This is a genomic window from Cupriavidus sp. SW-Y-13, assembly GCF_009793345.1.
GTDB lineage: Bacteria > Pseudomonadota > Gammaproteobacteria > Burkholderiales > Burkholderiaceae > Cupriavidus.
The window spans coordinates 1,478,397-1,504,953 of the sequence record NZ_WHLX01000002.1; the positions used below are offsets into that span (position 1 = coordinate 1,478,397).

Below are 26,557 nucleotides of genomic sequence, written 5' to 3' on the forward strand. Positions count from 1 at the left end.
AGCAGGCGGATGCCCATTATCAGGCACTTGCCGGGGGCGGGATGCTGCGGCACAGCATTGTAACCGATCGCAACAATGGACCCGGCAGAGGCTGGCAAGTTCCGCCCTGGCAAAGAATCTGCGTCGCCTCCCTCGTACAAACCCTAAACTTCGACGCCCCAACGCAAAGGGGCGCCCGAAGGCGCCCCCTTGTCCTGCCACCTTCCCTATCAGTGCTGCTGCAGGTTCCTCCGCTCGGTCGGGGTCAACTGGCTCAGCGCGGCATCGCCCAGGTTCATCTGCCCCAGTACCTGCACTGCCGACTTGTAGTCGTAAGGCGCGGGCTGGACGCTGGCGCCCTGCCCCGGCCTGGGCGCGCCTTCCGCTGGCTCGCCACCCGTGGACAGCACGCGCACCGTGAACACCGACGGCATGGCCTGGCGGGCGGCCGTGCGTTCGCGCTGCACGGCCTCCTGCGCCGCATTGGCGGCTTGCGACGCCGCCGCGCTGGCATTCGACAGGGCACCCACGTTGACGGCAGCCACCACCGGGATGCCGGTTGCCTTACCCTGCACCTGGATGTTCTCGGCATTCACCACGCGCAGCGCCGCCAGGTTGACGTTGCCCGAGACACGGATGCCAGCTTCGCCCGCGTCGATGGTGCCCAGCGGCGCAATCAGGTCGATGTCGCCGGGCGGCACCTCGGCAATCGGATTCAGCGTGGCGATACCGGCGCCGGTGTTTGGCGTGGTCGGAGACAACGTCACGCGGCCATAGTCGTCGTAAATGCGCCGCTGTGGCGTGTAGACCACCGTGGACTTGGAACCCCGGCCCGCGTTGATGTCGCCTTGCGCCGACCAGCCCAGGATGTTCCCGCCGAACGTGGTGAAGATACGGCTCTGGCCCAGCAGGATGCTGTCGCGGGCATACATCTGGATCTCGCCAGAACCCTGCGTCAGCACGCCCGACCCCTCGCCCGGCACGAAGCCGCCATCCACGCCCACCAGCGTGCGGCCACCCGGCGTCAGGATGCTGATGTCGCCGCCAAAGTCCGTATGGATGCCGGCATCGAGCACGTCGAAGTACGGCATGTTGCCCGGCGATCCGGCGGCCACCCACTGGGCCTTGGTCAGGTACTTCACACCGGCCCGGGGACGCGTGGTGAAGGTCGGGTTGGCCGAGTCCATGTAGTACTTCGCACTGCTGAACATGGTCAGGTCGCCGTCGTAGGCGCGCTCGCCCGTCGCGTCGCCCAGGCTCGCGCCATTCGGCAACAACGTGGCGATGGCCTCCCGGCCCCGCAGGTAGCTGCCGGCACGCGGGCCGCCCACGGCGTTGTACTCGCGCCCCGATGCCTTCAGTTCCGCGTAGTAGACATTGCGCAGATAGGCGCGCTGCTGCTCGGGCGGCAGCGCGGCGAAGAATGCGCGCGCATCGCCGGCGGCGGCATCGAAATGCAGGCCCAGGCCATTGGCGCCGCCGAAGCGGTCGGTCAGCCAGTTCACGAGATGCAACTGAGACTGGAGGCCGAACTCGCGCTGCAGGTCGCGGCTGGTGGCGGCCGTGCCGCCTGCCTGCTTCTGGTCGCGGGCAAGGTCCAGCTCCCCTTGCTTGGCGGCGAGGAACGCAGGCGCGCCGGCTTCGTCACCGCCGTAGCCGAACTCCGCGCGCAGCCAGTCGCCCAGCGTCAGCTTGCCGCCATACGTGGTCACCACCTTGCCCGGCTGGTCGGCCAGCGGACGAGACGGATCGGCCTGATTGGCCGGATCGAGGTAACGCGCCGCAAACGCCTGGAAACCCAGCCCGTCGAGTCCGCGTGCGCCCACACCTGCTGCCACGGCGATGCCGGCGCCGCTGGCGCGGTCGCCCGCCCGGGCATTGACCACCTGGCCGATGCTCTTGAGTTCGCCCTTGTCGGCGAGGTAGAGATCGCGGCCAGCGGTCACTTCCATCAGGCCCGGCCCTGCCACGTAGAACGTGCCGCCCAGGATGTCGCGCCCCGCCGAGATCACCGAGACATCGTCCGCGCTGTTGTGCACGATCAGGTTGCCGCGCACGCTGCCTGTCTCGATCCGCGTGGGACGCAGCGGCGCATTGGGCTGCGCGCTGTAATACTGCCCGTACCAGCCGAGCGCGGCAGTCGGCACCGTCTCGACAATGCCGAGTTCCGTGCCGGCGTTGACGATATCGCGCCCCGCGCGGATCGTCACCGGGCCGCCGCCTTCGTACCACGTCGGCTGCAGCCCGTCCTGGCCCCTGGGGTTGCCGTGCGTGATGATGCCGCCCGTGCGCAACCCCACGATATCGCCGTCGTTGGCATAAAAGCGCGCGGGCGGCTGGCCCACATGTGCCTGCCCGGAGGCGGTCGGTGCCGTCAGGCTGAACAGCGGATAAAGCTGGTCGGTGTCCATGCCGTTGGTGAACATCACGCTTGGTGCAAGCGCCTGTTGACTGACATTGCCGACCAGATGCGCGCCGTACCAGACCCGCCCCACCACGCCAACAAAGCCGGGGTTGAACGGCGTGGGCAACGCGGCGCCATCGGCACCCGACTGCGTCACCGCGTAGCCGCCGGCGTAGATCGAATCGCCCGCCAGCAGTTCCAGCGCGCCGGTGCCCGTGGTCGTGAACTGCGAACCCACTGGCGACGGCGCCAGCATCAGGCCATATGGCGACTGCGCGATCAGGTTGTCGCTACCGCGCCTGCCCTGGCTCGACCCACCATAGTAGAGGCTGCCGTTGGGCGCCGCCGCGCGCAGGATGGCCGGCATCATGAAGCGGCCATCGGTGGCGCTGTGATTCTGGCCGGTACGGTTATCCATCCACGCCATCGACGGCGTCAGGTTGCCGCCCGCCGCCAGCAGATTTACCGCCGTGGCCGGGGTCCACAGCGAGAACCAGCTGAAGCCCTCACCGTCCTGCGCGGTGCCGTTGAGCGTGAACGGCGTGCCGTTGTGGTACTGCGGCACGCGGCCCGGATCGGCCACGCCACCCACGGCGAGATCGCCGCGCGCATCGATGCTGATCGTTGAATCGCCGGGCACCAGTACCGGGCCGCCGGCCGCGATCGACGAGGTGGCCACGTTGGGCTGGTACGCACGCGATTCCATGCGATCCGAGACGTCGTAGCGCAGTTCCACACCACCCACCGAACCGGCCGCCAGCCGCAGCGCGCCGCGCAGGTTCGTGAACGTGCTGTTGAGCGGAATCTGCACGTTGTCGTAGCGCAGCAGGGCGCCATCCATGCCGCTGCTGCCCGTATTCGGTGTCGCCCGCACCTCCGCCACAGGGTTGAGTCCCCCGCCGATGCGGATGTCGAGGTCGCCGCCACCGGTCAGCGTCAGCGTGCTGCCATCGGCCGAAACGCGGCCCGTGCTGGCTACTGCCAGGTTCAGGCCCTGGCTGCGCGACAGTACGTTGTCTGCCTTGCCCATGCGCGATTCCATCATGCCGGCGTCAGCGCCGGCTTCGAGCACGAGATTGCCGCCACCCATCGTGCCAATGCCCGTGAAGCCCACCAGGAACGGCGTGCCGTCATGCAGCGCATTGGCCGTGCCCTTTGCAGCGGGCACGTAGGTACCGAAGTTGATCCACCACGCGGTCGGCACGCCTTCGCCCGGTTGCGCGGCGCTACCGGTGCCCTGGCGCCACAGCCAGCCGCCCACGGCGGAGGTGTCGAAATGCGTCCGCATGACGCCAAGCGCATCGTCGTTGCGGATGGAGCCAGACGCCTGTCCGATGGTGTCGCCGCGCACGGTGCCCTGCGCACGCACCAGCACGTTGCCGCCGTGTTCCGGATACCACGCCTGATAGAGACTTTGCGTACCGCCATTGACATACGGTGCCCAGTCGGCGCCCAGCGCGCCCAGGATGGTGCCGTCCGCCCCGTTCGAACGCGGCTGGTTGTACGCCGTACTCACGCCAATCGACTGCGTGCCCGCCGTGTAGACGCCGAACGGCGACGACATCGTGAAATCACCGGCCGACAACACGTCCAGATCGCCCGTGCCGGTACGCAGCACGCTGTAGAGCTGCTGGCGGCCCGGCGTCGCGCGGTCTTCGTACTCTGCCGGGGTGCCGTCGGCGATTTTCGTCACAAGTACGCCGAGACCCCAGTCGTTCAGGCCCATCAGCGCTTCTTCACCACCAAAGTTGATGATGTCTTGAGGCGTGATGACATCACCCGGCATGTATCCGAAAATCTCGGCGTCCGGACCCCACACATACTGCCCCGGCAGGCCCGTGCCCGGCACCAGAACGTTCTTCTGAAACACCAGACCATAGTGCGTATCGGCCAGCAGCACATGGCCGCTGGCACTGTGCGGCAGCAAGGCGCGCGTATCCGCGGCATCCAGATCCGCGCCGCCCACCAGACGGATCGACCACGATTGCGATCCCGGCGCCAGCATCGGCGCCAGCGCAAGGTTGCGACCCTGATTGCCATCGGCATCGGCCGGACGCATCTGTACGCTCTCTGCGTCGCCCGGCAGCTTGACCACGGTTTCGGCCGGCAGCATCGCACCCTTGCGCAGGGTCAGCGAACCCGCCAGTTGCACGCCATTCACGCCCGCCCAGGACGACCCGACATCGACAATGGCGCCATCGGGGAACGGCAGCGGCACGCCGGCCGGCCACACCATCGGCCCCACCTTCGCGGCGGACGGCAGACGGTTGCCCGCGTCGAGCTGCATGCCGCTGGACAGCGTGACTGCCTGCGACAGCACGGCGCCAGCGGCGTAGATCACGTTGCCGCTGGCATCGCGTACCGCGCCGCCCAGCACCGTGCCGGCCGGCAGCACGAGGTCCGCCGTCAGCGTGGCGCGGGTGGCGAGTTCGGTGCCGGCGCGCAGCGACATCGCCTGCATCGACAACGCATAGTTCAGCGCGCGGCCCGAGTAGAAGAACGTGCCTTCTGCCAGCGTCACGAGGTTGTCGGTCGGGATGATCACATCGCCGCCCCAAGGGATGCGGCCCTTGACCAGAATCCAGCCCTTGTCGTCGATCGTGGGCTGCAGCACCGAGGTATCGAAACCATCGGTGAGGCTGCCGTAGATCTTGAGGTTGCCGCCCGCGCGCAGCACCAGCGCGCCCGCCTCGCCCGAACCATAGACACCGGTCATCTGCGAATGCGGATTCACGCTGGCGTAGCGGAAGCCGGACAGGTCGATATCGCCATCGACATGAAGGTCGCCATCGGGCGTGGCGCTGACGATCTCGACGCCGGGGCGCAGATGGAACGCGTCCGCGTAGCCACGCAGGCCCGCGAGCTTGCGATTCATCAGGTCGCCGTTGGCCAGCGCGTTGGTCATGAACGCCGCGCTGTCGTCATGCAGGTCTTTCAGGTAGCCCTGCGTGATCGACTGGTAGTCGCGGCCATCGACGGTGCCGCCCGTGATCAGCGGCGCGTTGTCATAACGCTGGAACGCGTTGACGTAGATGCCGCGCGCGCCATCGATGCGCACGGTGCCCGACGCATCGATATCCACATCCGTGCCACGTGCGCCGCCAATACGCCGCGCGCTCAGTTCCACCGTGCCCAGCGCCTGCGCCGTGCCGTCGGTGCCGGCGCGCACGTCCATGCGCGCGCCATCGGCCAGCACCAGCGTGCCGTTGCCGCTCTGGATCTCGATCATGGCGCGGTTCGGCGCCTCGATGATCTTGCCGTAGCTGTCCACGCGCAGCACGCGGCTGTGCGCATCGAGCAGTGCATTGCCGCCGATGGTCACGCCATCGCGCGCCGCCAGGCGGATGCTGCCCACCTGTTCGCCGCTGGCATTCACGGTGCCGTTGACCACGAGCCGGCCGCCATCGACGGACACGCTGATCTCGCGCGCCTTCAGTTCGTCGCCAATCGTCAGGTTGCCCTGCTTGATCTGGAAGTTGCGGCTGCCGCTGACCTTGCCATCGTTGAGTCGCTGGTTCAGGCCCGTGAAGTCCGCAATCTGCTGGCCGCGAATATCGGCGCCGCCTGCGGCATATGGCACGTAGGTGCCGCCCGCGTCGTAGTGGCCGGTGCTGCCGCCCGCGAAGGAGCCTTGCAGATCGACCATGCCCGCACCGGTGCCCAGCGCGATGGCCGTGAACTTGCCCGCGCGGTTCTCCACTGCGGAGAGATCGACGTGCGAACCCGATGCCTGGCGGATGTTGCCCGCCTTGCTGTCAAGCACCACATCGCCGCCCCAGCTGTACTTGCTGACGTCGAAGAAGTCGAGCTTGCGCCCGGCGAGGTCGAGGTCGGCGCGATCACCCAGCGCGATGTCGCCCTGCGCGGTGACCGTGAGCTTGCCGCTCGGCAGCGCCACGGCCGTATCGAGCGCAACGTTGCGCCCTTCCAGCGCAATCTCCGCACCCATCGCCGCCACCAGTGCGGCGTTCGACAGCACCGGCGCCGTCGCGCCAGCCGGTGCGGCCACGCTGATGTCGCCCCCGGCGCGCAGCGTGTTGACGGAGCCTGCCTGGCCCGTCAGCAGCGGCGTCTCGATATGCAGATTGCCGCCGTTGTAGGGGAACTTGCCTGCTGCGTCGTCCCATGCGCCGCGCGACTGGTAGACCGCCAGCGTGCCCTTTCGATTGGCCGTGATGCGCTCGCCTGCCTTCAGGATGACATCGCTGAAGCCAAGCGCCAGACGGTCCATGTCATGCACGGTGTCCGTGCGTACCGATGGTGCGAAGCCGAACTCGATCTCGCGCGCATCGATCGTGAACTTGCCCGAGCCGGTGCCGGCCCCGCCTGCAGCCACCTGCCCAGCCGGCGTGGTGGCGCCGTTCCACACCAGCACATCGGTCTGGATGCGTGCATCGGCATTGGCATCGCCCGCGCCATAGATGGCCGGCGTAGTCAGCACCAGGCGGTCGAGCGCGGATTTGCCGGTGACAGGATCGAGCGTGGAGAGCGTGATCGAATCGTGGAAGTTGACCGCATCGCGCGCGGTCAGGATCAGGTTCTCCAGCGCCGGGGCGCCGGTGCTGGTGTCGCCGTTGATCAGGCGGTTCAGCACGTCCTGCGAGAGCCGCAGGCCCGGCGTCAGTGCGCCGCGCGACGCCGCACCCGCCAGCGCGGCTTCGGTGCCCACGTTGATCGCCCCCACCGACAGCGAGAGATTGCGCGTGCCGTAGCGCACCGCGTCGCGCAGTTCGAACGTGTTGTCGGTAGCCGCCGCGATGGTGCCTTCCGAATACAACTGCGCATTGCCCTGGCACGCGGCGCCCGCGCCGCAGGCGCCGATATCGATGAAGCCGCCGCCGAAGCTTCCGTTGCTCGCAACAGGTGCCAGCATGTCCAGCCACCCGTTCGACAGCGCCACCACTCCGCGCTGGCCCGGCTCGAAAACGAAGCCGTTAGTCGAGTCCCACGCGGCCTTGCCCTGCCCCAGCGTGTTGATGCCCGCACCCTGCTCGATAGTGATGCCACCGGTCGGGTTGCTGGTCACGAGGAATACCTCGGGCGCCTTCAGCACAGCACCTTCGCGCAATACGATGTTGGAAGCGGCGGAATCGAATGTCGCCACATTGCCGCGCTGGGCGTTGCTGCCCGCGCCGCCGACCTTCGGCAATGCGCCGATGGCAAGCCGGGAGGCGCCGATCGCGTTCAGGTCATCGGCGTGCAGTGACACCGGATACGACATGGCACCCGGTGCACCAGGCGCTGCGCCAGCGGCCAGAACCTCGTAATTGCCTGCGCCAGTGACCAGCGCGCTGCCGCCCCAGCCGCCTTCCGGCGTGTCATACAGTGCCTTGCCAGCGAAGTGCAGCGATTCGGTATCGCCGATCTTGCCGTTGGAGTAGCCCGCGAGGAAATCAAGCTTGAGCGTCTTGGCATCGCGCTCGATCATCGTACGCGGCATGCCGTTGCGCTGGGCCGCGGCGATAGCGTAATCGGTGTAGTTCGTCTCGTTGTACTGCGAATAGCGGCGCAGTACGTCCGCCGAAGTGACGATGGCCTGCGTAGGCAGTGCGTCGCGAATGCCCGTGCCGAACGTGCTCAGTTGCGCGCTGGTGGCGTACGAGCCATTGCGCATCGCCAGCGCATCCTGCCGCGTAGTGGTGGCGATAGAGGCGGCGGCCTGCGCGCCATTCAGTTCCACGCGGAAGGCACCCGGCAGCAGCGCGTAGGTGGACGGCAGCAACGTATAAGTGCCCGCCGGCAAGCCCGGCACGCCTGCGCCGATGGTGATCTGGCGGCCGATGGCGGGGTCGCCTGCGCCCTTCTCCGCCACGATCGGCGCGTAGCCGGCCTGTGCCCCGGGCACGATCGCGTAGACCGGGTTGGTGGCCAGGCCCGGCAGCGTGAAGCTGCCCTTCGGGTCCACCTGAATGAGTGGGTTCATGCGCGCATCGGTGGAACCGCCGCGTCCGGACAGGAACGCAGCGCCCTTCAGGTCGCCACCGCCGCTCATGTCGAGGACGGCCCCCTCTTTCACGTCGATGGCGTGGCCGGCCAGCGTGACCGCGGGTCCGGCGCCCGCCTTGTCGAACGCCACATCGGCGCCGTTGTACATGTAGCTCAGGCCATCCAGCGATCCGCCGAACGGCATGGTCAGGCCCTTCGCGCTCACGGACGTGACACTACCCGGCAGCAGGTTGACGATGCCGGTTTCCTGACCGTTCTGGCTGGAGCCGATGGTCACGCTGCCCATCGGTGCGCGCACCACGCCGTTCTGGTTGACCGTGGGTCCGGCCAGCTGGATCGAGCCGAATACCGAATACGGCAATGCCGGGTCGGCCGCCCCCGCCGCGCCCGACCGCTCGATGTTCAGCACACGCGTGGGGACCATGCGGGTCATCCGCGTGCCCCACTGGTCCACGTAGTTTTCCAGGCCAACCACGAACTTGCCGCTGTCCAGCGTGGCCGGATAGATCTGCGACGCTGCCAGCGTCAGGTTGCCGGCTGAATAGAACTCGGCGGCACCGGACAGGCGCATATCGGCCGCACTGCGCAGGGCGATCGACCCGAACGTGTCACGCTCCACCTTCAGCGGCGTGCCGCTGTTCATCACGATGTCGCCGCGCGTGCCCATCAGCATCTGCCCGGCGATATCAAGAAAGCCTGCATCCACGGTCAGGCTGGCATCTTCGGCCACCAGCGGCACGCCGAGCGACCCGCCGCCCGACGTGATCAGGTTGCGCGAACCGACCACCGGATTGGGCATGATCGAGTTGTCCACCGCACGGCGCGTATTGCCCGCAATCTGCATGTACGGTGCCGCCAGCGTGACGTGGGTCGTCCGATCCGCCTGCTGCGCGAGATTCAACGAACTGGCCACCAGCCGCAGGCTCTGGTCCATCTTCAGATCGACATCGCCATCGAAGCTGATCAGGCCGTTGGCGAGCAGCGCCAGGTTGCCGAAGCCACCTGCCGCGATGCGGTCCACGCCAATGCGCCCGTAGCCGAAGGCCAGCGTCTCGCCATTCGCGAGATTGGCGCCCGGGGCCAGGTCGTCGGCCAGGACGCTGGCGCCCTGCACCTGCGCCAGGATCAACTCGCGGGGCACCCGCACGGCGTCTTCCACACCCACGCCTTGCAACGTGTTGTTCGCCACGCCCAGGTAAGCCGGCGTTTCCAGTGACAGCGCCAGCGTGCCACCCGCCGCGCCGGGGCCCGCCGACGCCGCGCGCATGGCGCCATCGACAAACAGACCACGGTAAGAACTCAGCGCAATCACGCCGCCGTTGCCCGGCAGTGCCACGGCACCCTGGCCCGGCACGTCGATCGTGGCGGCGTCGCCCGATGCGTCGAGGCGCGCGCCTGGACGCACCACGATGAACGCGTCCGCCGCGTCCACCTGACGCGCACCCGCTACGTAGGGCGCGCCAATCTCGATGGTGCCGCCATTGGCCGCCCGCCCATAGACGCGTCCGGCGTTATCCACTGCGGTGGCCGCCCGGCCTGCCGCATCGAGCACCGCTTGGTTGCCGATCCAGATCGAACGGCTATCCGCGTGCCCGCTCGGCATATCGGCCGCAGCCACGCCCAGCGCCGTCTCCAGCACCGAAATCTTGCCACCCCACGCGTTCAGCGTGCCGTCGATGGTGATCTGGCCGTTGCCCTGCAACGTGATCTTGTGACCGGGATCGACCGAGACCACGCTGCCCGTGCCGACTGCCACCGGCGCGTGCCCGTAGACGCTGCCGCCCGTCAGCACCAGATCGGCACCGCGCCGCTGCGTCAGCACACCGTCTTCGGGATCTTCTTCCCAGAGGGGCGGCAGCCATTGCTGCATCGCATCCGCTGGCGTCGTGCCCGTGGGGGCCGCGTGCGCGAGCACGGTATCGTGGCGCATCACCGGCATGCTGACGTCGATGATGGCGCCCGGCGCCACCGCCACGCCCTGCTGGCCAATCACTTCGTATTGGCCGAAGCCGGTCTGGAACACCTTGCCGTCGAGCACCAGCAATGGCTTGACCTTCACATCGGCGGATAGCGCCGTGCCCGGTGCGAGCCGGTCGCCTGCGTGCAGCGTCACGGCCTGCGTGAACGGCGTGCCGGCCTTGACCGTGGTGTCGAACGGCGCCACGGGCATGCCATCGGCAAACACACCCGCGGGCACCACGTAGCCGGCCGCCATGTTGCCGACCGTCCTGGTGATCTTCGCCCCAGTCGGAACCGTCATGCCGGTCTGGTAGAAGTTGCCGTAGCTGTCGTAGACCACGTACGCGACACCGCCCTCGCCAGCCGGCACCTGCCAGTTGCCTACCAGCGTCGCAGGCTTGTCCACCGTGACCAGGAGATTGCCGCGCGCGACGCCGCCCGGCTGGATGCGATCGGTGGTGTAGGTGTAGTCGGTCGGCAGGACAGTACCTACCGGCATCGTCAGGTCCTGCGCCAGCATCAACTGGACGTCCGCCGATTCACCAGCCTTCAGCACGCCGTTCTCTGCCAGCGGACTGCTGCCCACGATCACGCCCGTGCCGGAATCGAGCGTCAGCTTGCCGCCGCCGCGCACACCATAGCCGCGAAGTTCGCCGTCCATGCGCAGCGTGCCAGCGCTCTTGCCCGTGGTATCCAACTGGTTCGACAGCAGAGAAATATTGCCGCCGCGTCCCCCATCAAGCTTGCCGTTGGCTTTCAGCGCCGCGCCCGACGAGACATCGAGCACGCTGCCGGTGTCCAGCACGATATTGCCCGTGGTGCTGATGCGGATATCGCCGCCATTGATGTACGGCAGCCCCGCGATGTCGCCCGCGTCCGTGCGCAGGTTGGTCCAGAGGCCGCGCGTATCGAGCGTGACGCCAGGCCCCACATTGACACCGGTCATCGCAACCGGCGTCGTGGAAATCGTCCCATCGACCCATTCGTTGCCGCTCCTCTGGCTAAGGACGTTGCCGAGCACGATCTGCCCGCCGCGTGCTGTGAGATTGGCGTTGACGTCCACCTTGCCCGCGTGCAGCGCGATGCCACCGCCATTGGCCACGGTCACCGGCGCGTCCACCTCGATACCATCCTGCGCGTAGACCTTGAGGCCGCCCAGCTTCTGAGCGTTGACCCAGCCAGCGTCCAGCGTGATAGTCCCGGCCAGCGAATCGGGCATCGCGCCATCCAGGCCAAGTCCTTGGGCAATGCCCTCGACCGCGCCGATCTCCACCTGCTTCACCTTGGCCTTCGGGCTGTCGCGCAGCATGCCCGAAGCGGTGTCGTAGAACGGACTGATCGACCCGATCACGAGTTCGCCGGCCAGCGGCGCGGCAATCTGCGACTGGCGATAGCCATCCAGCGTGGCGTCGCGCGCCTGGCTCTGGCGCGGTCCCTGGTACACCGTCGATTCGATGGCGCCTTCCAGCACCGCGGAATTCGTGCCCACCACCACGCGGCCCGCATCGCGGCCTACCGTGTAGCCGTTTTCCAGGCGACGGTCGGGCGCGATCAGCGGGCTGTTGAACTGTTCGGTGGACGTCTTGCCCCAGCGCTGGTGCTGGGTTTCGTAGCCGCGATACAGGCCGCTGTAGAGCACGTCCGCCGGGGCATTGTCGAGGCTGTACAGGCGGCCATCCTCACCGCGCAGCCAGCTTTGGCGAATCATGCCGGTCTGCACGTTCAGCGAGCCGCCCGAAACGTTCACCGACGATCCGGCCTGCGTCACCAGTTGGCCGCCATCGAACGTCACGGTGCCGCCCAGCGCGGCCCATTCGCCGATGCCATGGCCGCTGGTGTTCAGGTAGCCGCTGACTTCCAGCAGGCCGCCGCCCGTGTACCAGCGATCCGTGGTGTAGCCGTTGGTGCCCGCCGGCACGCGCACCAGATAGCGGCGGTCCACCCACATCGTGGTGTTGTTGAGCTTGCCCGAGTCGCGGTTGTCCGGTGAATCTCGCTGTTCGTTGCCCTGGACGTTGACCTCGACGTTGTTGGCCTCCATCGCCACGTTGACGCCCACGGCGCCCGCCACATCGAGGATGGCGCGGTCTGCCAGCAGCGCACGGCGCGCGGCGTTGACGCTGATCTGGCCGCCCGTGGCCAGCGTCAGCGAATCGCCATCGAACAAGACATCGCCCGAGGAAATCACCTGCACCAGCGACTGGTCGCGGCGGTTGTAGCCGGATTCGCTCACGGTGCCGGAGTCGCGCAGCAACGCATCGCGCTGCACGTCGAGTGCCGTACCGCCGCTGTCTTCGAGCACGATGGCGCTGACGCTGTTCGACGCCATCGTGACGCGGCTCTTGTCGTCGCCTTCGGCGCGCAGGTGGATCGTGCCGCGCGTATTGACCGAGGTGCTCGACACCAGCACGCCCGACTGCTCGACGGTATGGCCCTTGAGCGTGATATCGCCCGTGGTGGCCTGGATCAGACCGCTGTTGGTGACAAGACCCGCTGCGCTGTTGGCCAGTCGCGTGACGTCGATCTCGTTGCCGCGCGTGCTCGAATTGGGATTGCCGTCGGTGCCCTGACCCCGGCGGATCACGAAGCTGTCGCCAGCCGCCAGCGCGGTTTGTCCGCCCGGCGTGACGATGGTGCCGCGGTTATGCGCCTCGCGGCCCAGCAGCAGAACGTACCCGCCGCCCTGCGTGACGGACTCGGGCTTGCGCGTGGCAATGCGCGCGCCGGCCTCGACAATGACATCGCCCGTGGCCGCGCCATGGGTGACCTCCGTTGTGCTCACAGCCAGATCGTTGGCGAACGTCGGCACATAGCCCGCGCCGCGTGCCTCGCTGAACAGGCCCTTGTCGAACTGCGCATTGGTCATGCCGGCGGCAGCGGCCACCAGATTGCGGGTATCCACCTGGCTCGTGCCCGTGAACACGATGCCGTTGCGGTTCACGATCATGACCGTGCCATCGGCCTTGATCTGCCCCTGGATCTTGCTCGGGCGCGCCTGCGGATCGTTCACGCGGTTCAGCACGGCCCAGTCCTGGCGCTGCTGGAATTCCACCGTGGTGTTGCGGCCCACGTTGAACGTTTCCCAGTTCAGGATCGCTTTATCAGCGGTCTGTTCGATGGTGACCTGCGTGCGCCCATCCACCACTTTCTGCGTGGCGTCCTTGGCGTTGATCCAGCCGGCGGTCAGGCTATTGGTATCGACCTTGAGGCCGCCCTCGCCCAGCCCATCGGGCACCGAGGCTTGCTGCGCGGCGGCCTGGCGTGCGGCGGCCTGCGTGGCCTGCATTGCGGCAATGCTTTGCGCAGCCTGCCCGAGATTCTGGATCGAGCGCTGCAGTTGTGCGTTGGCTTGTTGCTGCTGCCCCTGCGGATTGGTCAGCATCGACGCCGGCATGCCGTTGGGCAGACGGCCCGTGGCAGCCGCCGTGTCCTGCGTCATGTTCTTCTGCGCCATCCATGCGCGGCTGAACGCCTGGTTTGCGTGCGTGGCGCCCGAGGTGCCCCACAGGCCGCCCGCCGCCACCAGCAGCGCCACGGTACGGGCCAGCGGCCTCGCCTGCGGTATTGCCATCCCAACCTTGTGTTGCGCCAGCGATTTGTTCTGGTTTGCGCGCGTCTGCATGGTGCCCTGATCCCGTCAAGCAAGTTTGCGGAGCCGGTGCGCAGCGCGTGCGAGGCGTGCGGTCCGACTCCTGTCGTCATTGCCATCGGCGGGCGTTGCCGCCGATGCTCCTGGGAGCTAGACCCTTTGACGGGACCGAATCGGCAAGGTTTTCCTTGAAGATTTGGTGACAGTCCCGCGACGGCATCAAGACAGCAGGACGACCCCTCCGGGCAAATGACGGGCGTCGAGCCCGAACGACTGCTGAATCTGCGCGATGGCCTTGTCGAGCGCATCGATGCGGAAGCGCCCCGTGACGGGACGCGCGGCAAGCTGGCGCGACATCAGCACAAGCTTGCCGTTGCGGTAGCGGTTGATCTCGTTGACCACATCGCCCAATGGCGTCTCGGCAAAGCGCAGGAACCCCTCGCGCCACGCGGGCATGCGCGCGGCGTCCAGATCCACCACGTGTGCAAGCTTGCGGTCGTCATAGGTGACCTGCTGCCGCGCATTCAGCGTGACCGTGCCCGTGGGATGCGCCACCTGCACCACGCCCTGCACACAGGTCACGCAGACGGAATCGGCGGTGTGCAGCACCTCGAATCGCGCACGCGCAGCCACCGCACGGCCCGCGCCCGCCGTGACCGCGAAGGGCCGGCTCGTATCGGTCATGTCGATGGCGGTCTCGCCCGCGATCAACTCGATACCGGCCACCCGGCCACGCGGATGCAGCGCGATGCTGGTGCGTGTATTCATTTCCACGCCGACGTTGCCGCCCAGCGTGATGTGCCGCTGCTCGCCAGCCACGGTGCGATAGTCGCCGCGCCGCTCGCTTACGGACGCCCACATTCCCATGGGCGGATAGACCATCGCGACGGACGCAACAGCAGCAGTGCCAAGCGCGCCGCCAAGGAATGCACGGCGCGGGAAATGCACCGGCGCAGGCGCAGCCTTCACTTCGGGCCGCGCGGCCATCGGCTTCTGTTCAAGCAGTTGGCGACCCGCCTGCGCGAGTTCCTGCCACTGGCGTTGTGCAGCGGTAAAAGCAGCGGCGTGGGCGGGGTTGGACTTGCACCACTGCCGCAGCGCATCGCCATCACGATGCGTCATCTGGCCGGCACCGATCCGCCGTACCCATTCCAGGGCCTGGCGTTCGATCCGGGAGAGGCCGCGTGGCCGTTGTCGCAGAGGGTTCATGGTGGCAGTCATGGCGTCTGGCAACCCCACCAAGCGGGGGCGCATGACATCAAGACGGTTCTGGCGCTCAGGATCGGCACGATTTCTTCAACCCCGCTGTTCCATGTGCGCCACGCAGTACTCATATGCGCGTTTCAATTCGAGTCCGATCAGGCGCGCCGATACGCCAAAGCGCACGGCCGCTTCCTGATTCGACAGTTCCTCGACCCGCACTGCCAGAAAGATTGCACGGCGACGCGGTGGCATCTTGTCGATTACGTCCGCCAGTGCCTGCACGTCGCTGCGCGCCGCCACGGTCTGCGCCGGACCCGGTGCGGGGTCCGCGATATCGAGCATCAGCGTGTCGAGTTCTTCCGCGCTCATGAAGCGGCGGTCGCGCTGCAGGCGATCCAGCGCGAGGTTGGTCGCCATGCGCATCAGGTACGCAGCGGGGCTCGCTACCGGGCCGTTGGCATCGTTGCGATCTTCGAGATGGACCCAGGTGTCGTGCAGCGCGTCGCTGGCCAACTCCGCCGAACCCAGGCGCCATGTCAGGCGGCGCTTGAGATCGTCGTAGCGTTGCGCGAGCAGGTCGCGCAGGCCGGAGCGAATCGTCTCGCTCATTGCATGCCCCGAGGTACGCCACATGCAGGCACACATGCCTGCCCCGCCACGCATTGCCGCACCAGCAGCACGAACGGCGTATCGGGCTTCTCGGGCGCGCGGCCCATGTCGATCTGCTGCAGCGTGTCGACGATGGCGGCGTCGCGGCGGTTGTCACCCGTGGTATCGAGCAATCGTGCCCGCTGCACGCGTCCCGCGCGACCAATCTGCACGGTCACGGCGAGCCGATAGCTGCCCAGCGCCAGCGCAGGCCGCGCACACAGTGCCTGCCGCACGCGCGACTGCACCAGCGCGTCATAGTCCTGCCGTGCCACCGAAGCGTCCTGTGTCGCAGGGGAAACCGGCGTGTCGCCTGAAGGGGCCAGCACGAAAGCATCGCCAGCGGTGGCATGCGCGGCCAGGCCGGTGCCTTCCAGCAAACGGTGCAAAGCGTCGCGCGGCGTCATCGCACCCACCACCGCGTGCGAGGTGCGGCCATCCGCGAGTTCGGACGGATAGAAGACCGACATGCTGGTCTGCGCGTCATAGCGGTCCAGCGCCAACTTCAGCGGCTGGGCCGGCAAGTCGAACACCATCTCGGCGGCGCGCGCGAACGTCATCCACGGCAGCGTGGCGGCGAGCGCCATGACCGCGACACGCCCCCGCCGCGAACGCCTGGGCGTACACGGTCGACGGGAAGCGGGCGGGCATGCCATGGAATGCGGGTGACCTGTTCATAGGGTGCTTGGGTTCGACCGGATCGTATGACTGTGACGTGACGTTGCCATGACAAAAAAAGAACGACGCGCCGGCAGGTCATTCGGCGCGTCGCCCACAGTGAAGAAGGGAAAGCGTTATGCGGCAGCGTCGGAGGTCTCGGCGGCTTCGCCTTCACCCTCGCCGCGGAAGTTGCGCAGATGCAGGAAGAACTGGCCCATCATCTGGATCCACACCTGCATCGACACGGACAGGAAATCCTCGCTGACACCACCCGTCACCATCACGTCCATTTCCAGCACGACGAAATCACCGTGCGTGGCAATGCGCGCGAAGCGGCGGCTGCGGTGCCAGTCGGCCAGCAGCGCATCGGGGAATACGCCGCCGTCCACGCGCAACGGGCAGCTCAGGGTGAAATCGAGATACTGGTCGGGGCCGAGGCGATTGCCCCACAGCACCTGGAAGCCCACGCCGTGGCTGGCGCTGTGCAGTCGGGTGCCCTGCTCCTCTTCCACCACCTGCACCGCGCAACCCGCGCGGCGGATGGATTCGGCAAGTCGCTCGGCGCTGACGGCGGGCACTACGGCGGGCTGGGTGGCAATGTTGGTTTCGAGGTTGGCTTCGGTGCTGGCTGCGATATCGAGTACGGCTTCAGTCATGGTCATGTCCTGTGTTCTGTGCGGATGAATGGGGTGTGTCACTGCGCTTGCGCGGGCGCGCTCGATGGCGCGGCAGCAGTAGGCGTAGAGGCTGACTGGGCTGGCTGCGTCTCTGCGGCAGGCACCGCGTTGGCATCGAAGCGGCCTTCGTAGAGCTTGTCGCCGTAGTCCTGCGCGATCTGCTCGTAGCGCACGCGGCTTTGCGCGGCGAATGGCTGGCGCGAGGCCATCACGGTGGTGAGGTCCACGGTCTCGTAGGCGCGCAGGATGTCCTGCCCCACGGCGTAAAGCTTCGCGTTAGCGGTCTCACAGCGTTGCAGCGCGGCCTTCTGCGTGGTGGCTTCCGAGGCCAGCTTCTGGCGTTCAGCGTCGATGCCGCGCGCCATGCGCAGCAATTCGTCGTAGGCACCCCGGAACTGCGCCACCTGGCTGGCGGCCTTCTCGGCTACGCCCTGCCCCTGCAGTTGCGACTGGCGCGCCGCGTCGGCGAGCTTCTCGCGCGCGCCACGCTCGGCGGCAAGCTGGGCGCGCGTGGCTTCCAGTTCCTTCTTCAGCGAAGCGGAATCGGTATTGCCCGCACTGCCTGCATTGCCCGCGCCCGCCTGCGGCTGGCCGGCCTTCAGCGCGGCCAGTTCGTTCTGCGCCTGCTGCAACTGCGTGGTGGTGATGCGAAGCTGGTTGCGCAGGCGCTCTTCCATCGTCGCCTGCTGCGCTTGCGCACCGCTTGCCGCCAGGGCAAGAACCAGCGGCAAGGCACGTTTCAAAAGGGTCGGGATCACGTCATCCTCCTCAGAAGCGCGCGTTGAATTCGAACTGCAGCGTGTCGATGGCCAGCGGCGGGCCAAAGACTTCCTTCGTCGAAATCCAGCGACCGGTCACCCATGCGTTCTTGTCCAGCGCATAGGAGCCACCCAGGTAGTAGCCACGCGCATTGGTGCCGCCGCCATGGAACGTGGAGTCGTTGTAGCCGTCGGGCATGGCATCGGGTTCGATGCGCTTGTAGCCGGCCAGCACGTTCCAGTCGCCGCGTGCAGCAGGCGTGGGCTTGCCGAAGGTGGCCTGGAACATGTACGCATTGCCGCCGCTCTTGAAGTCGGCGCGCGTGGTGCCGCCCGTGCCGCCGAAGTTGTTCACGATGCCGCCGTTGGAGCGGTTCCACATACCGTCCTCGTCATAGGCGAGGTTGCGGATGTAGTTGCCGTCCAGGCGCAGGCCATAGCCCGCCACCTTGGTATCCCAGCGCAGGTTCATGTCGAGCAGCTGGAACTTCGATGCCAGGCCCACGTATTGCGGCTGCGGCGTGTTGGCCGGGTCCAGCGGATTCAGCGCAATATTGCGCAACAGCATCAGCGTGTTGCCCTTCTGCATGAAGGCCGGACGCGTCCAGTCCGTGCTGCAACCGTCGGCGCCCGCATACAGTGCGCAAGGCTGCGACACGCGGCCGGTGACGTTGTGGAAGTCGTAGTACGCCAGCGCGCCGCGCAGGCGGTTTTCCTCGTTGACCTTCCACGCCGCGCCCACCTGTGCGCCGAGCAGCCACTTCGACTCGCTCGACATCTTGTCCTGGCTGTTCGACGGCGCGTTGTCCTTCGAGTACTCCAGCGGGATAAAGCCCAGCGAGCCGAACATCGTGATGTCCTTGTTCGGCAGCATCTTCTCGAACTGCGCGGCGATGCCGTCGAAGTTCAGGTCCTGCGAGAACAGCGTGTCCGTGGAGACAAACGGATTGCCGAAGCGGCCACCGGTCAGCTTCATCCACTCGAACGGCTGGTAGGACAGCCATGCCTGATCGAGCCAGACATCCTTCTTGGCGAGACCGCCGCCCAGCGTCTGGTTGGTCGATACCGGGCTGTTGTCGTTGCCGGTTGCCAGACGCACGCCAGCTTTCACGCTTTCCGATACATCGGCCAGCACGCCGATCCGCGCGCGGGCGCGCCACTGGTTCGGGCGATTCTGGCGCGTGTTCAGCAGCGGCGGCAGGTTCAGGTTGGTGTTGGGGTTCACGTCGTAGCCGCTACCCGAGTTGATGGCCGCCCAGTCGATCTGGATATCGCTGTTGCTGCCCGAGTAGAAGCGCGATTCGTTACGCAGACGGACATCGCCTTCCACACGAATGCGCTTGGTCCACTCCGGCGTCTCGTTCGGGGCGGCCCAGCCTTCGGCCTTGGCTTGCGCCATGACTTCGCCCTTGACCTCGTCGCGGATCTGATCACGCACGGTTTCAGGGATATAGGGCACGCGGACTTCACCGGCCACGGCACCTGCGGTGGCACCCGTGGCCGCTGCGGCAACTACCGGCGCTGGCGCTGCGCGCTGGGCTTGCTGTGCGGCCATCGCTTCGGTCTGGGCCTGGGCCAGCAGCGCCTCGCCCGTACTCTTTTCCAGCGCGCCGCTCTGGATCAGGCCACGGATCAGCTTGATCATCGCGCTCTCTGGCGGCACGGCATTCTGTGCGTGGCCGACGCCGGCCGTGGTCAGCAGCACCGTGGCAACGGCTGCGGCCAGCGCATTGGCGCGCAGCGTGTAGCGCGGGGACTGGACGCATGGATTCTTCGATGGGTTCATCGCGGGGTTCATCACGGGGTTCATGACACTGCTCGGCATGTCTGTTGGATATGGTTGGCGACGCATTCAGGGGCGTCGACCCTTGATGGACAGGCGCATCGGGAACCGCAGCGATGCAGGCGGACGTTCGTCGGCACGGAAGTCACGCACCATGGCCAGCACGGCCTCGTCCGTGGTCACGTCGCCGGAGCCACCCACAAGCTGCACGCGCGTGACGCGCCCCTCGGGGTCGAGCCAGATTTCGATGCGGATATCGTCGAAGGCCAGTTGGCGCGTACGGGCATCGCGCCCAAACGCCTGTTGCAGTGCGTTCGACACGTAGTTGGAATAGGAGCGCCCGCCCAGGCCGCCACCACTGCCGGTCATGCCACCGCCGCCACCGGCCTGAATGCCGAAGGCATCGTTGCCGGCCTGCGCGGCGCCGTCGATCGTGACTGCCTGCCCCAGGTCCTGCGAGGGTGCGGGCGGTGCATCGTCGGGCGGTGCGTTGGTCGGTTCGGCGGGCTTGGGCTCCACCACTTCGGGCTTTACCGGCTCGGGCTCGGGCAGCTTCTCCGGCTCGGGCGGGGGCGGCGGAGGCGGCGGCAACACCAGCATCGGCGTGGACGGTACTTCGCGCCGCGTGGACGCCGTATCGCTCAGCAGATACCAGAGCAGCAGCGCCAGCGCGGCGACAACCAGCCCGCCAGCGGCAAACCCGCCCCAGCGGCGCCAAAACAGCGTGGCGCGCGGCAGGGACGCCAGGGGATCGCGACGATTCACGCTGCGCTCCTCAGGCGGGCTTGCCGGTCACCAGACCGATCTGGTTGAGGTCGATGCGCCGCAGAAGATCCAGCACCTCCACCACCTTGGCGTACTGCACCGACGCATCGCCGCGCACGATCACCGGAAAGTCCGGCGTCAGCGCCTTTTCCGTGCGCAGCCGTTCTTCCAGTTCGGGCAGCGTCACCGGATACGCATCCAGGAACACCTGTCCCGCGTTATCGACCGTGATGGCCTTGGTCTTGGGCTTCTCCAGCGCCACCGAGGCGCTGGCCTTCGGCAGATCCACCTTGATGCCCGGAATGCTGGCGTTGCTGGTCAGGATGAAGATCACCAGCACCACCAGCAGCACGTCCACGAACGGCGTGATGTTGATGCCCCCGGTGCGCTTGCGTACGCCAAACCTGCTTGCGTTTGCCATGGTCCTTGGCTCCGCTCAGGCGCGCTGCAGCACGGGCGTGCGGCGGCCTTCGCCCTGCTCTTCCGCCAGGCGCGTAGCGAACTCGTCCACGAACACGGCCATGTCGGCGGCAATGGCGTCTGCCCGCGAGGCCAGCCAGTTGTAGCCAAACAGCGCGGGAATGGCCACGCCCAGGCCGGCAGCGGTACACAGCAGCGCCGCAGCCATACCCGGCGCCACGGAGTTGATGTCCACGGCACCGGCCATCGCAGCCACCACGAACACCAGCATGATGCCGATCACGGTGCCGAACAGACCCACATACGGCGCGCCTTCGATCGTGGTGGACAGCCAGTTCATGCGGCGGCCCAGACGTTCGTTCTCGCGCACCATCACGCCGTCCATCGAGGCACGGATCGCGCTGATCGTGGCGTCGCCCACGGCGTTGAGGTCGTAGCCGAGTTGATGGCGGCGATGCAGTTCATCGACGGCCACTTCATACAGGCGCCACAGCGAGGAGTGCTCCTTGACCTCGCCGGTCACGCGGCCCGTCTTGGCGAGGTGATCGAGCGATACACCCGATGCCTCGCGGAACTGGCCCATGAAGGCCACGTTCGCGCGCGAGTTGGCGCCGTAGCTGCGGCCCTTGCCGATCATGATCGTCCACGACACGCCCATCATCAGGCCCAGCAGACCGATCACCACCCATGCATCGAGCGGCATCGCGGCGAGGATGAAGCCGAAATGGCTCTTGCCCGCCTGTTGCTCGTCCGGACCGAACACGGCCAGACGCGAGTCGGCACCTTGCGATACCGCATCGGCCAGCAACAACGCGGCAGGACGCGCCACCTTCGACAGACGCACTTCATCGATGGCACCCGGGAAGGTGTGCGCGCCTTCGCTATCCGCGCCGATATACGCCGGCGTGTTCAGTGCCGGCAGCGCGGCCTGCAGCGTTGCAGCTTGGCGACCACCCACGAACAGCGTGACCGTCTTGCCATCGGCATTCACAGCCAGATGCGACCACTGTCCTGCCTGGATCGGCTGGCCCGGATTGCTGCGCTGGCCATTGACCTGCACATAAGGCACGCCCTGATCCACACCGATCAGCAGTTCGCCCGCGCCATCGCGGCGTGCATAGACCAGTTGGCCTGCGCCGAGCTGCTCGGGACGGACCCATGCGGAGAACGCGAACGTGCCACCGGCCGCCACCGTCAGCGACGGCGATGCGGGCAGCGCCAGTGCGCCCTTGCCAAGCTGCGCGCCCTTGCCGATCACGGTGCCATCCACGCTGACCACGGACGTCTGGCTGTTGTTGCCATATGCGGTGGTGTCGCGCGCCGGCACGTTGCCTTCGGCGAAGTGGTAGACCAGCGTGAAGTCCGGATCGAACACGCGCTGGCCGTTGCCGGAGGCAGGCGCCTTCGGGTTGCCGTAGTACATCCACACCTGCTGCTTGCCGCTGGCCGACACCGCCGGCACATCGACCCACACCAGCGCGATGCCAAGCAGCGGATCGAACTGTTCGATCTGGTGGTTCAGCACGGTCTTGTCGTCACCGGATACGAATCGCAGGTCCGCGCCGGTCTCGCTGACGCCCTCGAAACTGAAATTGCCCGTGTGCAGGCGCAGCAGCACCGGCGTACGGCCGGCATCGCCGCCGATGTTGCCGCCTTGCGGACCGGCGTCGATGGTCACCGGCTTGCGGTAGGCCCAGTCGGGCTGCCACCAGGCGTGCGCCAGGCTCGGCACGAGCGTGCTGGCCAGCGCCAGCAGCAGGAATAGGGAACGTCGCATGACTATGGTTCTCCGTTGGCTTTCTTCGGAATGCTGTGTTGGGGTGCGTGCCGGGATCGGTCTGTGGATCAGTAACTGGCCGTCACGCTGAAATTGAGTCGAGGGTCGCCACGGTCAGTGCGCGGGCCGTCCTTGAGCGGGAAGCCCAGGTCCAGCCGGCCGTTCACGTAGCGCGCCAGCCTGAAGCTGGTGCCGATGCCGACCGAGGCCAGCGAGAAGCGGCTCTCCTGCTCCGGCAGCGGATCGCGCAGGCGCAACTGACCCGCATCGGCGAATGCATAGACGCGCCAGTCGGACACCGTGCCGCCGAAGAAGTCCAGCGGCGGCGTGCGCATTTCCACGGAGCCCACCACGCCGTAGTCGCCCGTGGTCTCGGCAGCCAGGTAGCCGCGCACCGAGTTCATGCCGCCCGCCGCGATCTGCTCGCTCGATACCAGCGGCGAATCGGTGATCTGGCCCGCCAGGCGCCATGCCAACTGCGCATTGCCCGCGAAATTCCACGTGCCGTTGGTATCGCCCTTGAGCAGCAGGAAGCTCGGCGACGCCTTGTAGCGCTTGTAGTCGAACTCCTTCCAGTCGCTGCCGTAGCCCAGGAAGCTGCGCGTGCCGGCCACCAGCGCCATGTTCAAGCCGTACTGGCCGCGCGTGGTCTGCGTGAAGCCCGTATAGGACAGCGTGATCGGTGCGTACTTGAGCGGCACGGTGTCGCCGGAGGTGCCGAGGCGCGTGGTTTCCTTGTTGTCCTTGAAATCGACGCCCAGGCTCAGCGCGTGATACCAGTCGCCGGTGTTCGGCACGGTGTATGTACCGCGCAGGCCGACCGAATGGCCCTTGCCCAGCACGCTGGTGCCGCCTACCGTTGCCACGTTGCTGTCCGACAGATAGCCCGAGACCTCGACGCCCCAGTTCGTGCCGCGAATCGGCGCGATGTACGAACCCGAGAACACTTGCGTCTGATTGAGGTCCTGCGGCGCGCCAAAGAAACTCAGCGACGCGCTGTGACCCAGTTGCCAGAGGTTGTCGTGGCCAATCGATGCCAGCGCGCGCAACTCCTTGGTATCGGGGCTGTAGTCGTTGTTCAGGCCGACACTGCCGCGCCACGGGCTGCTGTCCTCGACCTTGAGATCGACGTCCATCGTGCCCGGCAATGTGCCCTGCCGCACCAGCGGCATGACCTGCCGCTTGCCCGTCTTGTTCAGTTCGGTGAGTTCCGCTTGCGCCTGCGTGAAATCGGGCACCTGTCCTTCGGCCAGCGCCGGCACCTGTTCGCGCACCTCGCGCGGCGACTGGTACTCGGCGCCCACCACACGCACGCGGCCCACACGGGTTTCACTGACCTGGAGGTAGACCACGCCGCTCGTGACCTGCTGCTCGGGCAGTTCCACATAGACCGACTGGAAGCCCTTGGCCTGATAGGCGGCCAGCAGCGCGTCACGCGCGGATTCGATGTCCTTGAGCGTGCGCGATGGTCCCAGGTACGGCGTCACGGCACGCTCGATCGTGCGCACGTCCAGCACCGTGTTGCCACGCACCACGTATTCGCTGATATCGACCGCGCGCTCCGGTTGCGGCGCGGCCTGCGTGGCCTGCGCGGCGGCAGGCTGCGCGCCATCCGCTGGCGCGGACTGCGCAGATTGCGCCAATGCCCCACCCGTCCCCAGTCCAATCATCGCCACGCACACTGCCCTCCACCGTGGCGACGGGCCTTTCTTCTTGCTGACTCGCATGAGTTGCTGACCTTCTTCTTTTTTCGATTGCCAGCCCCGCGTGCCAGTGTCCTGACCGAGGACGGCATCGTTTGGGGCATCACGCCGCGAGACATGATCACCAGCGCTCATGTCAGCGTTACGCACAGATGCCTAGACGGCCAAACCTGGCAGGGCATGTCGTTTGTCACAAATATTTCATCGACGACACATTCCGCACGGACGAGACTTTCAGGGCGATGACGATCAGGAGCAGGCGATGCAGACGTGGAAAACCTTGGCGGTAGTGGCCGCGCTTGGCGTATCGGCCTCGGCATGGGGCGCGAACGAAGGGACTACGCAAGGGAGTTGCGCGGAGGTGGAGGTCAACGGCGAGCGCGCGCCAGCGTATGACTGCCTGACGCAGCGGCTGGCGCCAGCCTCGTCGCCACGCGCGGGGAAACCCGGTGTGCTGGGATCGGAGGCCATCGCCAATCAGCCGTCGAACCAGTTGGGGCTCTACAACCGCGCGGCCACGTCCACGCGGATGGGCAATACCTTTGGCGCCTCCGTTCTGCCCCAACGGCCGCCCCCATCGAATGGCGTCGCGCCAATCATTCCTCCACAGGCGCCCCGCTGATCGAATGAACGCGAAATAGTTTCATATCGCCTTCATTGATCTGACACACACCCTGCCCGACAATCGCGAACATCACATGCCGCGTCGGTGCATTCCTGCGCCCTGTCGGCTGCGATGACGGGCCGTTCCGGCTTTTCATGCGGTGATTTCAGGCCCGTGTTCCCTTCCACACAACACGATGAGATCCCGGATGAGCCAATCCAACAGGATGTACCGAAGTTTCGTTCGCGCAGTGTGCTGGGTGGCGCTCTGCGCCGCGCCCACGCTGGCGCAGGCCGGCACGTACTGGAACGGCGTGAGCCGTGCCCTGCCCGTCTCCCCGCTAGGCAACACCGTGGCGCTGTCCTGCCACAACTGCTACGGCAGTTCCACGGCTGCCACCAACACGCAGGTGTCGATGGCCTTGTCGCGCGGCTATGACTTGATCGAATTCGACCTGACGCTGCATGCCGATGGCCAGGTCTACGTGGAGCATGGCGACAGCGAAATCGCAGTAGGTACGTTTGCCAATGCGCTGGCCAACACGAACCTGCAGCAGAGCGACCGCCTGCTGTTCCTCGAAATCAAGGAGAAGTACACCACTGCCGCCGCCAGCGACACACTGATGCTTGGCGTGCTACGCGCCGTGCGCGACTGGGGCTACGCCTCGGCCGGACGCCCCGTGGTGCTGCGCGGCTTCATGGATGGCCGCCACCAGCATCTGGTGCGCGCCAAGACGCTGCTCGCACAGTCCGAGTTCGCCAGCATTCGCGACAACATCCGCTTCCACACGCTGATCGAGAGCGATATCCGCAACAACATCCGCGCGACGAAGAGCCTGGGCTTCCACGGCGTGGAACTGGAATATCGGATGGCCAGCCTGTTCGGCGCGCTGATGCAGGCGAAGCTGCTCGGGCTGGGCGTGGGCGTCTACACCACCCCGGCCAGCATGGGCGAAGCCTATCTGTCCGCCCTGCGCGAGGACGTGGATTTCATCACCTCGGACTATGATCGCGGCACCACGGCGCTGGCCACTTCGGCCCGCGCCGTGATCGCCGAATCGACCTCGCTGGTGCATATGAACACGGCGCAGCAGACGGCCTGGCCCCTGACCTACCGCCGCACCAATGCCACCACCTACCCCGTGGCGCAGGGCAGCACCACGCCGACGCTGGAGGTACTGGCGGTGACGTCCGACGAAGACCGCGTGGGCGGCAGCATGGTGTTCACGGGCACACAGTCGGTGACCACTTGGCAGGCCGATAACGCCAGCAACGGCGGCTTCCTGGTCAGCGCGGTCGTCAATTTCGACGACCTGACCTCGGGTGCCACGGCGGCCATCGTGGCCAAGAGCGATGCGGGCGGCTTCGCGCTGGAGCAGGCCGGCACCTCGCTGCGCTTCGGGGTTTATGTGAACGGCGCCTACCAGTACGCCACCGCTTCGCTTGCGGGCTTGAACGGCACGGACTCGTACTTCATCATCGGCGCCTACGACGGCAACGGTGCGGTACGGTTGTGGGTCAACAATGTGGAGGGCGTGCCGTCGGTATCGGTCTCGGGCGGCGTGGGCCTGAACACCAGCCCCATCGTGATCGGTGCGGACCCGCAGGGGGCTACCGACCGCCGCTACTTCTTCAAGGGCAAGATCCAGCAGGTGATGGTGCAGCGCTGGCGCGACCACTGAA

General features: G+C 66.8%; 13 protein-coding genes. 2 read left to right on the top strand and 11 right to left on the bottom strand.

Annotation, left to right across the window (positions count from 1 at the left end; translation table 11 throughout):
- Positions 1-209: 209 nt before the first annotated feature.
- From GA566_RS22250 to GA566_RS22300, 11 genes are all read right to left on the bottom strand, one after another.
- A complete protein-coding gene (locus GA566_RS22250; protein WP_160474027.1) occupies positions 210-13,910 on the bottom strand; it encodes a filamentous haemagglutinin family protein in 13,701 nt (4,566 codons plus the stop codon).
- A 186-nt stretch (positions 13,911-14,096) separates the two neighbouring features.
- Entirely contained in the window at positions 14,097-15,086 is a 990-nt protein-coding gene (locus GA566_RS22255; protein ID WP_160474028.1) for a FecR domain-containing protein, read from the bottom strand.
- Positions 15,087-15,173: 87 nt separating this feature from the next.
- The gene (locus GA566_RS22260) at positions 15,174-15,689 is read right to left on the bottom strand and encodes an RNA polymerase sigma factor (RefSeq protein WP_160474029.1); all 516 of its coding nucleotides are present in this window, start codon (positions 15,687-15,689) and stop codon (positions 15,174-15,176) included.
- Entirely contained in the window at positions 15,686-16,315 is a 630-nt protein-coding gene (locus GA566_RS22265; protein ID WP_237380580.1) for an STN domain-containing protein, read from the bottom strand. The genes GA566_RS22260 and GA566_RS22265 overlap by 4 nt, the downstream gene beginning before the upstream one ends.
- Positions 16,316-16,522: 207 nt before the next feature.
- Positions 16,523-17,044, bottom strand: coding sequence for a YbjN domain-containing protein (locus GA566_RS22270; RefSeq protein ID WP_160474031.1), 522 nt, complete (start codon positions 17,042-17,044; stop codon positions 16,523-16,525).
- Positions 17,045-17,082: 38 nt separating this feature from the next.
- Positions 17,083-17,823 carry a hypothetical protein gene (locus GA566_RS22275; protein WP_160474032.1) on the bottom strand — a complete coding sequence of 247 codons (741 nt, stop codon included), beginning with the start codon at positions 17,821-17,823 and terminating at the stop codon, positions 17,083-17,085.
- 10 nt (positions 17,824-17,833) lie between these two features.
- Positions 17,834-19,609, bottom strand: coding sequence for a putative porin (locus GA566_RS22280; RefSeq protein WP_202126923.1), 1,776 nt, complete (start codon positions 19,607-19,609; stop codon positions 17,834-17,836).
- Positions 19,610-19,675: 66 nt separating this feature from the next.
- Positions 19,676-20,371 carry an energy transducer TonB gene (locus GA566_RS22285; protein ID WP_160474034.1) on the bottom strand — a complete coding sequence of 232 codons (696 nt, stop codon included), beginning with the start codon at positions 20,369-20,371 and terminating at the stop codon, positions 19,676-19,678.
- Between the two features lie 10 nt (positions 20,372-20,381).
- Positions 20,382-20,792 (bottom strand): biopolymer transporter ExbD, encoded by a 411-nt coding sequence (locus tag GA566_RS22290; RefSeq protein ID WP_137926765.1) that lies wholly within the window; start codon positions 20,790-20,792, stop codon positions 20,382-20,384.
- 15 nt (positions 20,793-20,807) lie between these two features.
- Complete coding sequence (locus tag GA566_RS22295) at positions 20,808-22,568, bottom strand: DUF2341 domain-containing protein (RefSeq protein ID WP_160474035.1); 1,761 nt, start codon at positions 22,566-22,568, stop codon at positions 20,808-20,810.
- 68 nt (positions 22,569-22,636) lie between these two features.
- On the bottom strand, positions 22,637-24,238 hold the full coding sequence (locus GA566_RS22300; RefSeq protein ID WP_160474710.1) for a ShlB/FhaC/HecB family hemolysin secretion/activation protein: 1,602 nt from the start codon (positions 24,236-24,238) through the stop codon (positions 22,637-22,639).
- Between the two features lie 295 nt (positions 24,239-24,533).
- Here GA566_RS22300 and GA566_RS22305 point away from each other — a divergent pair, with 295 nt between their 5' ends.
- Entirely contained in the window at positions 24,534-24,893 is a 360-nt protein-coding gene (locus GA566_RS22305; RefSeq protein ID WP_160474036.1) for a hypothetical protein, read from the top strand.
- A gap of 190 nt (positions 24,894-25,083) precedes the next feature.
- Positions 25,084-26,556, top strand: a complete 1,473-nt coding sequence (locus GA566_RS22310) for a LamG-like jellyroll fold domain-containing protein (RefSeq protein WP_160474037.1) — start codon at positions 25,084-25,086, stop codon at positions 26,554-26,556.
- Position 26,557: the final 1 nt, after the last annotated feature.

What these genes read in the sequence shown, in the direction of transcription:
- GA566_RS22250 (WP_160474027.1), bottom strand. Translation starts at nt 13,910, where the DNA reads ATGCAGACGCGCGCAAACCAGAACAAATCGCTGGCGCAACACAAGGTT.
- GA566_RS22255 (WP_160474028.1), bottom strand. Translation starts at nt 15,086, where the DNA reads ATGAACCCTCTGCGACAACGGCCACGCGGCCTCTCCCGGATCGAACGC.
- GA566_RS22260 (WP_160474029.1), bottom strand. Translation starts at nt 15,689, where the DNA reads ATGAGCGAGACGATTCGCTCCGGCCTGCGCGACCTGCTCGCGCAACGC.
- GA566_RS22265 (WP_237380580.1), bottom strand. Translation starts at nt 16,315, where the DNA reads ATGGCGCTCGCCGCCACGCTGCCGTGGATGACGTTCGCGCGCGCCGCC.
- GA566_RS22270 (WP_160474031.1), bottom strand. Translation starts at nt 17,044, where the DNA reads ATGACTGAAGCCGTACTCGATATCGCAGCCAGCACCGAAGCCAACCTC.
- GA566_RS22280 (WP_202126923.1), bottom strand. Translation starts at nt 19,609, where the DNA reads ATGAACCCATCGAAGAATCCATGCGTCCAGTCCCCGCGCTACACGCTG.
- GA566_RS22290 (WP_137926765.1), bottom strand. Translation starts at nt 20,792, where the DNA reads ATGGCAAACGCAAGCAGGTTTGGCGTACGCAAGCGCACCGGGGGCATC.
- GA566_RS22295 (WP_160474035.1), bottom strand. Translation starts at nt 22,568, where the DNA reads ATGCGACGTTCCCTATTCCTGCTGCTGGCGCTGGCCAGCACGCTCGTG.
- GA566_RS22300 (WP_160474710.1), bottom strand. Translation starts at nt 24,238, where the DNA reads ATGATTGGACTGGGGACGGGTGGGGCATTGGCGCAATCTGCGCAGTCC.
- GA566_RS22305 (WP_160474036.1), top strand. Translation starts at nt 24,534, where the DNA reads ATGCAGACGTGGAAAACCTTGGCGGTAGTGGCCGCGCTTGGCGTATCG.
- GA566_RS22310 (WP_160474037.1), top strand. Translation starts at nt 25,084, where the DNA reads ATGAGCCAATCCAACAGGATGTACCGAAGTTTCGTTCGCGCAGTGTGC.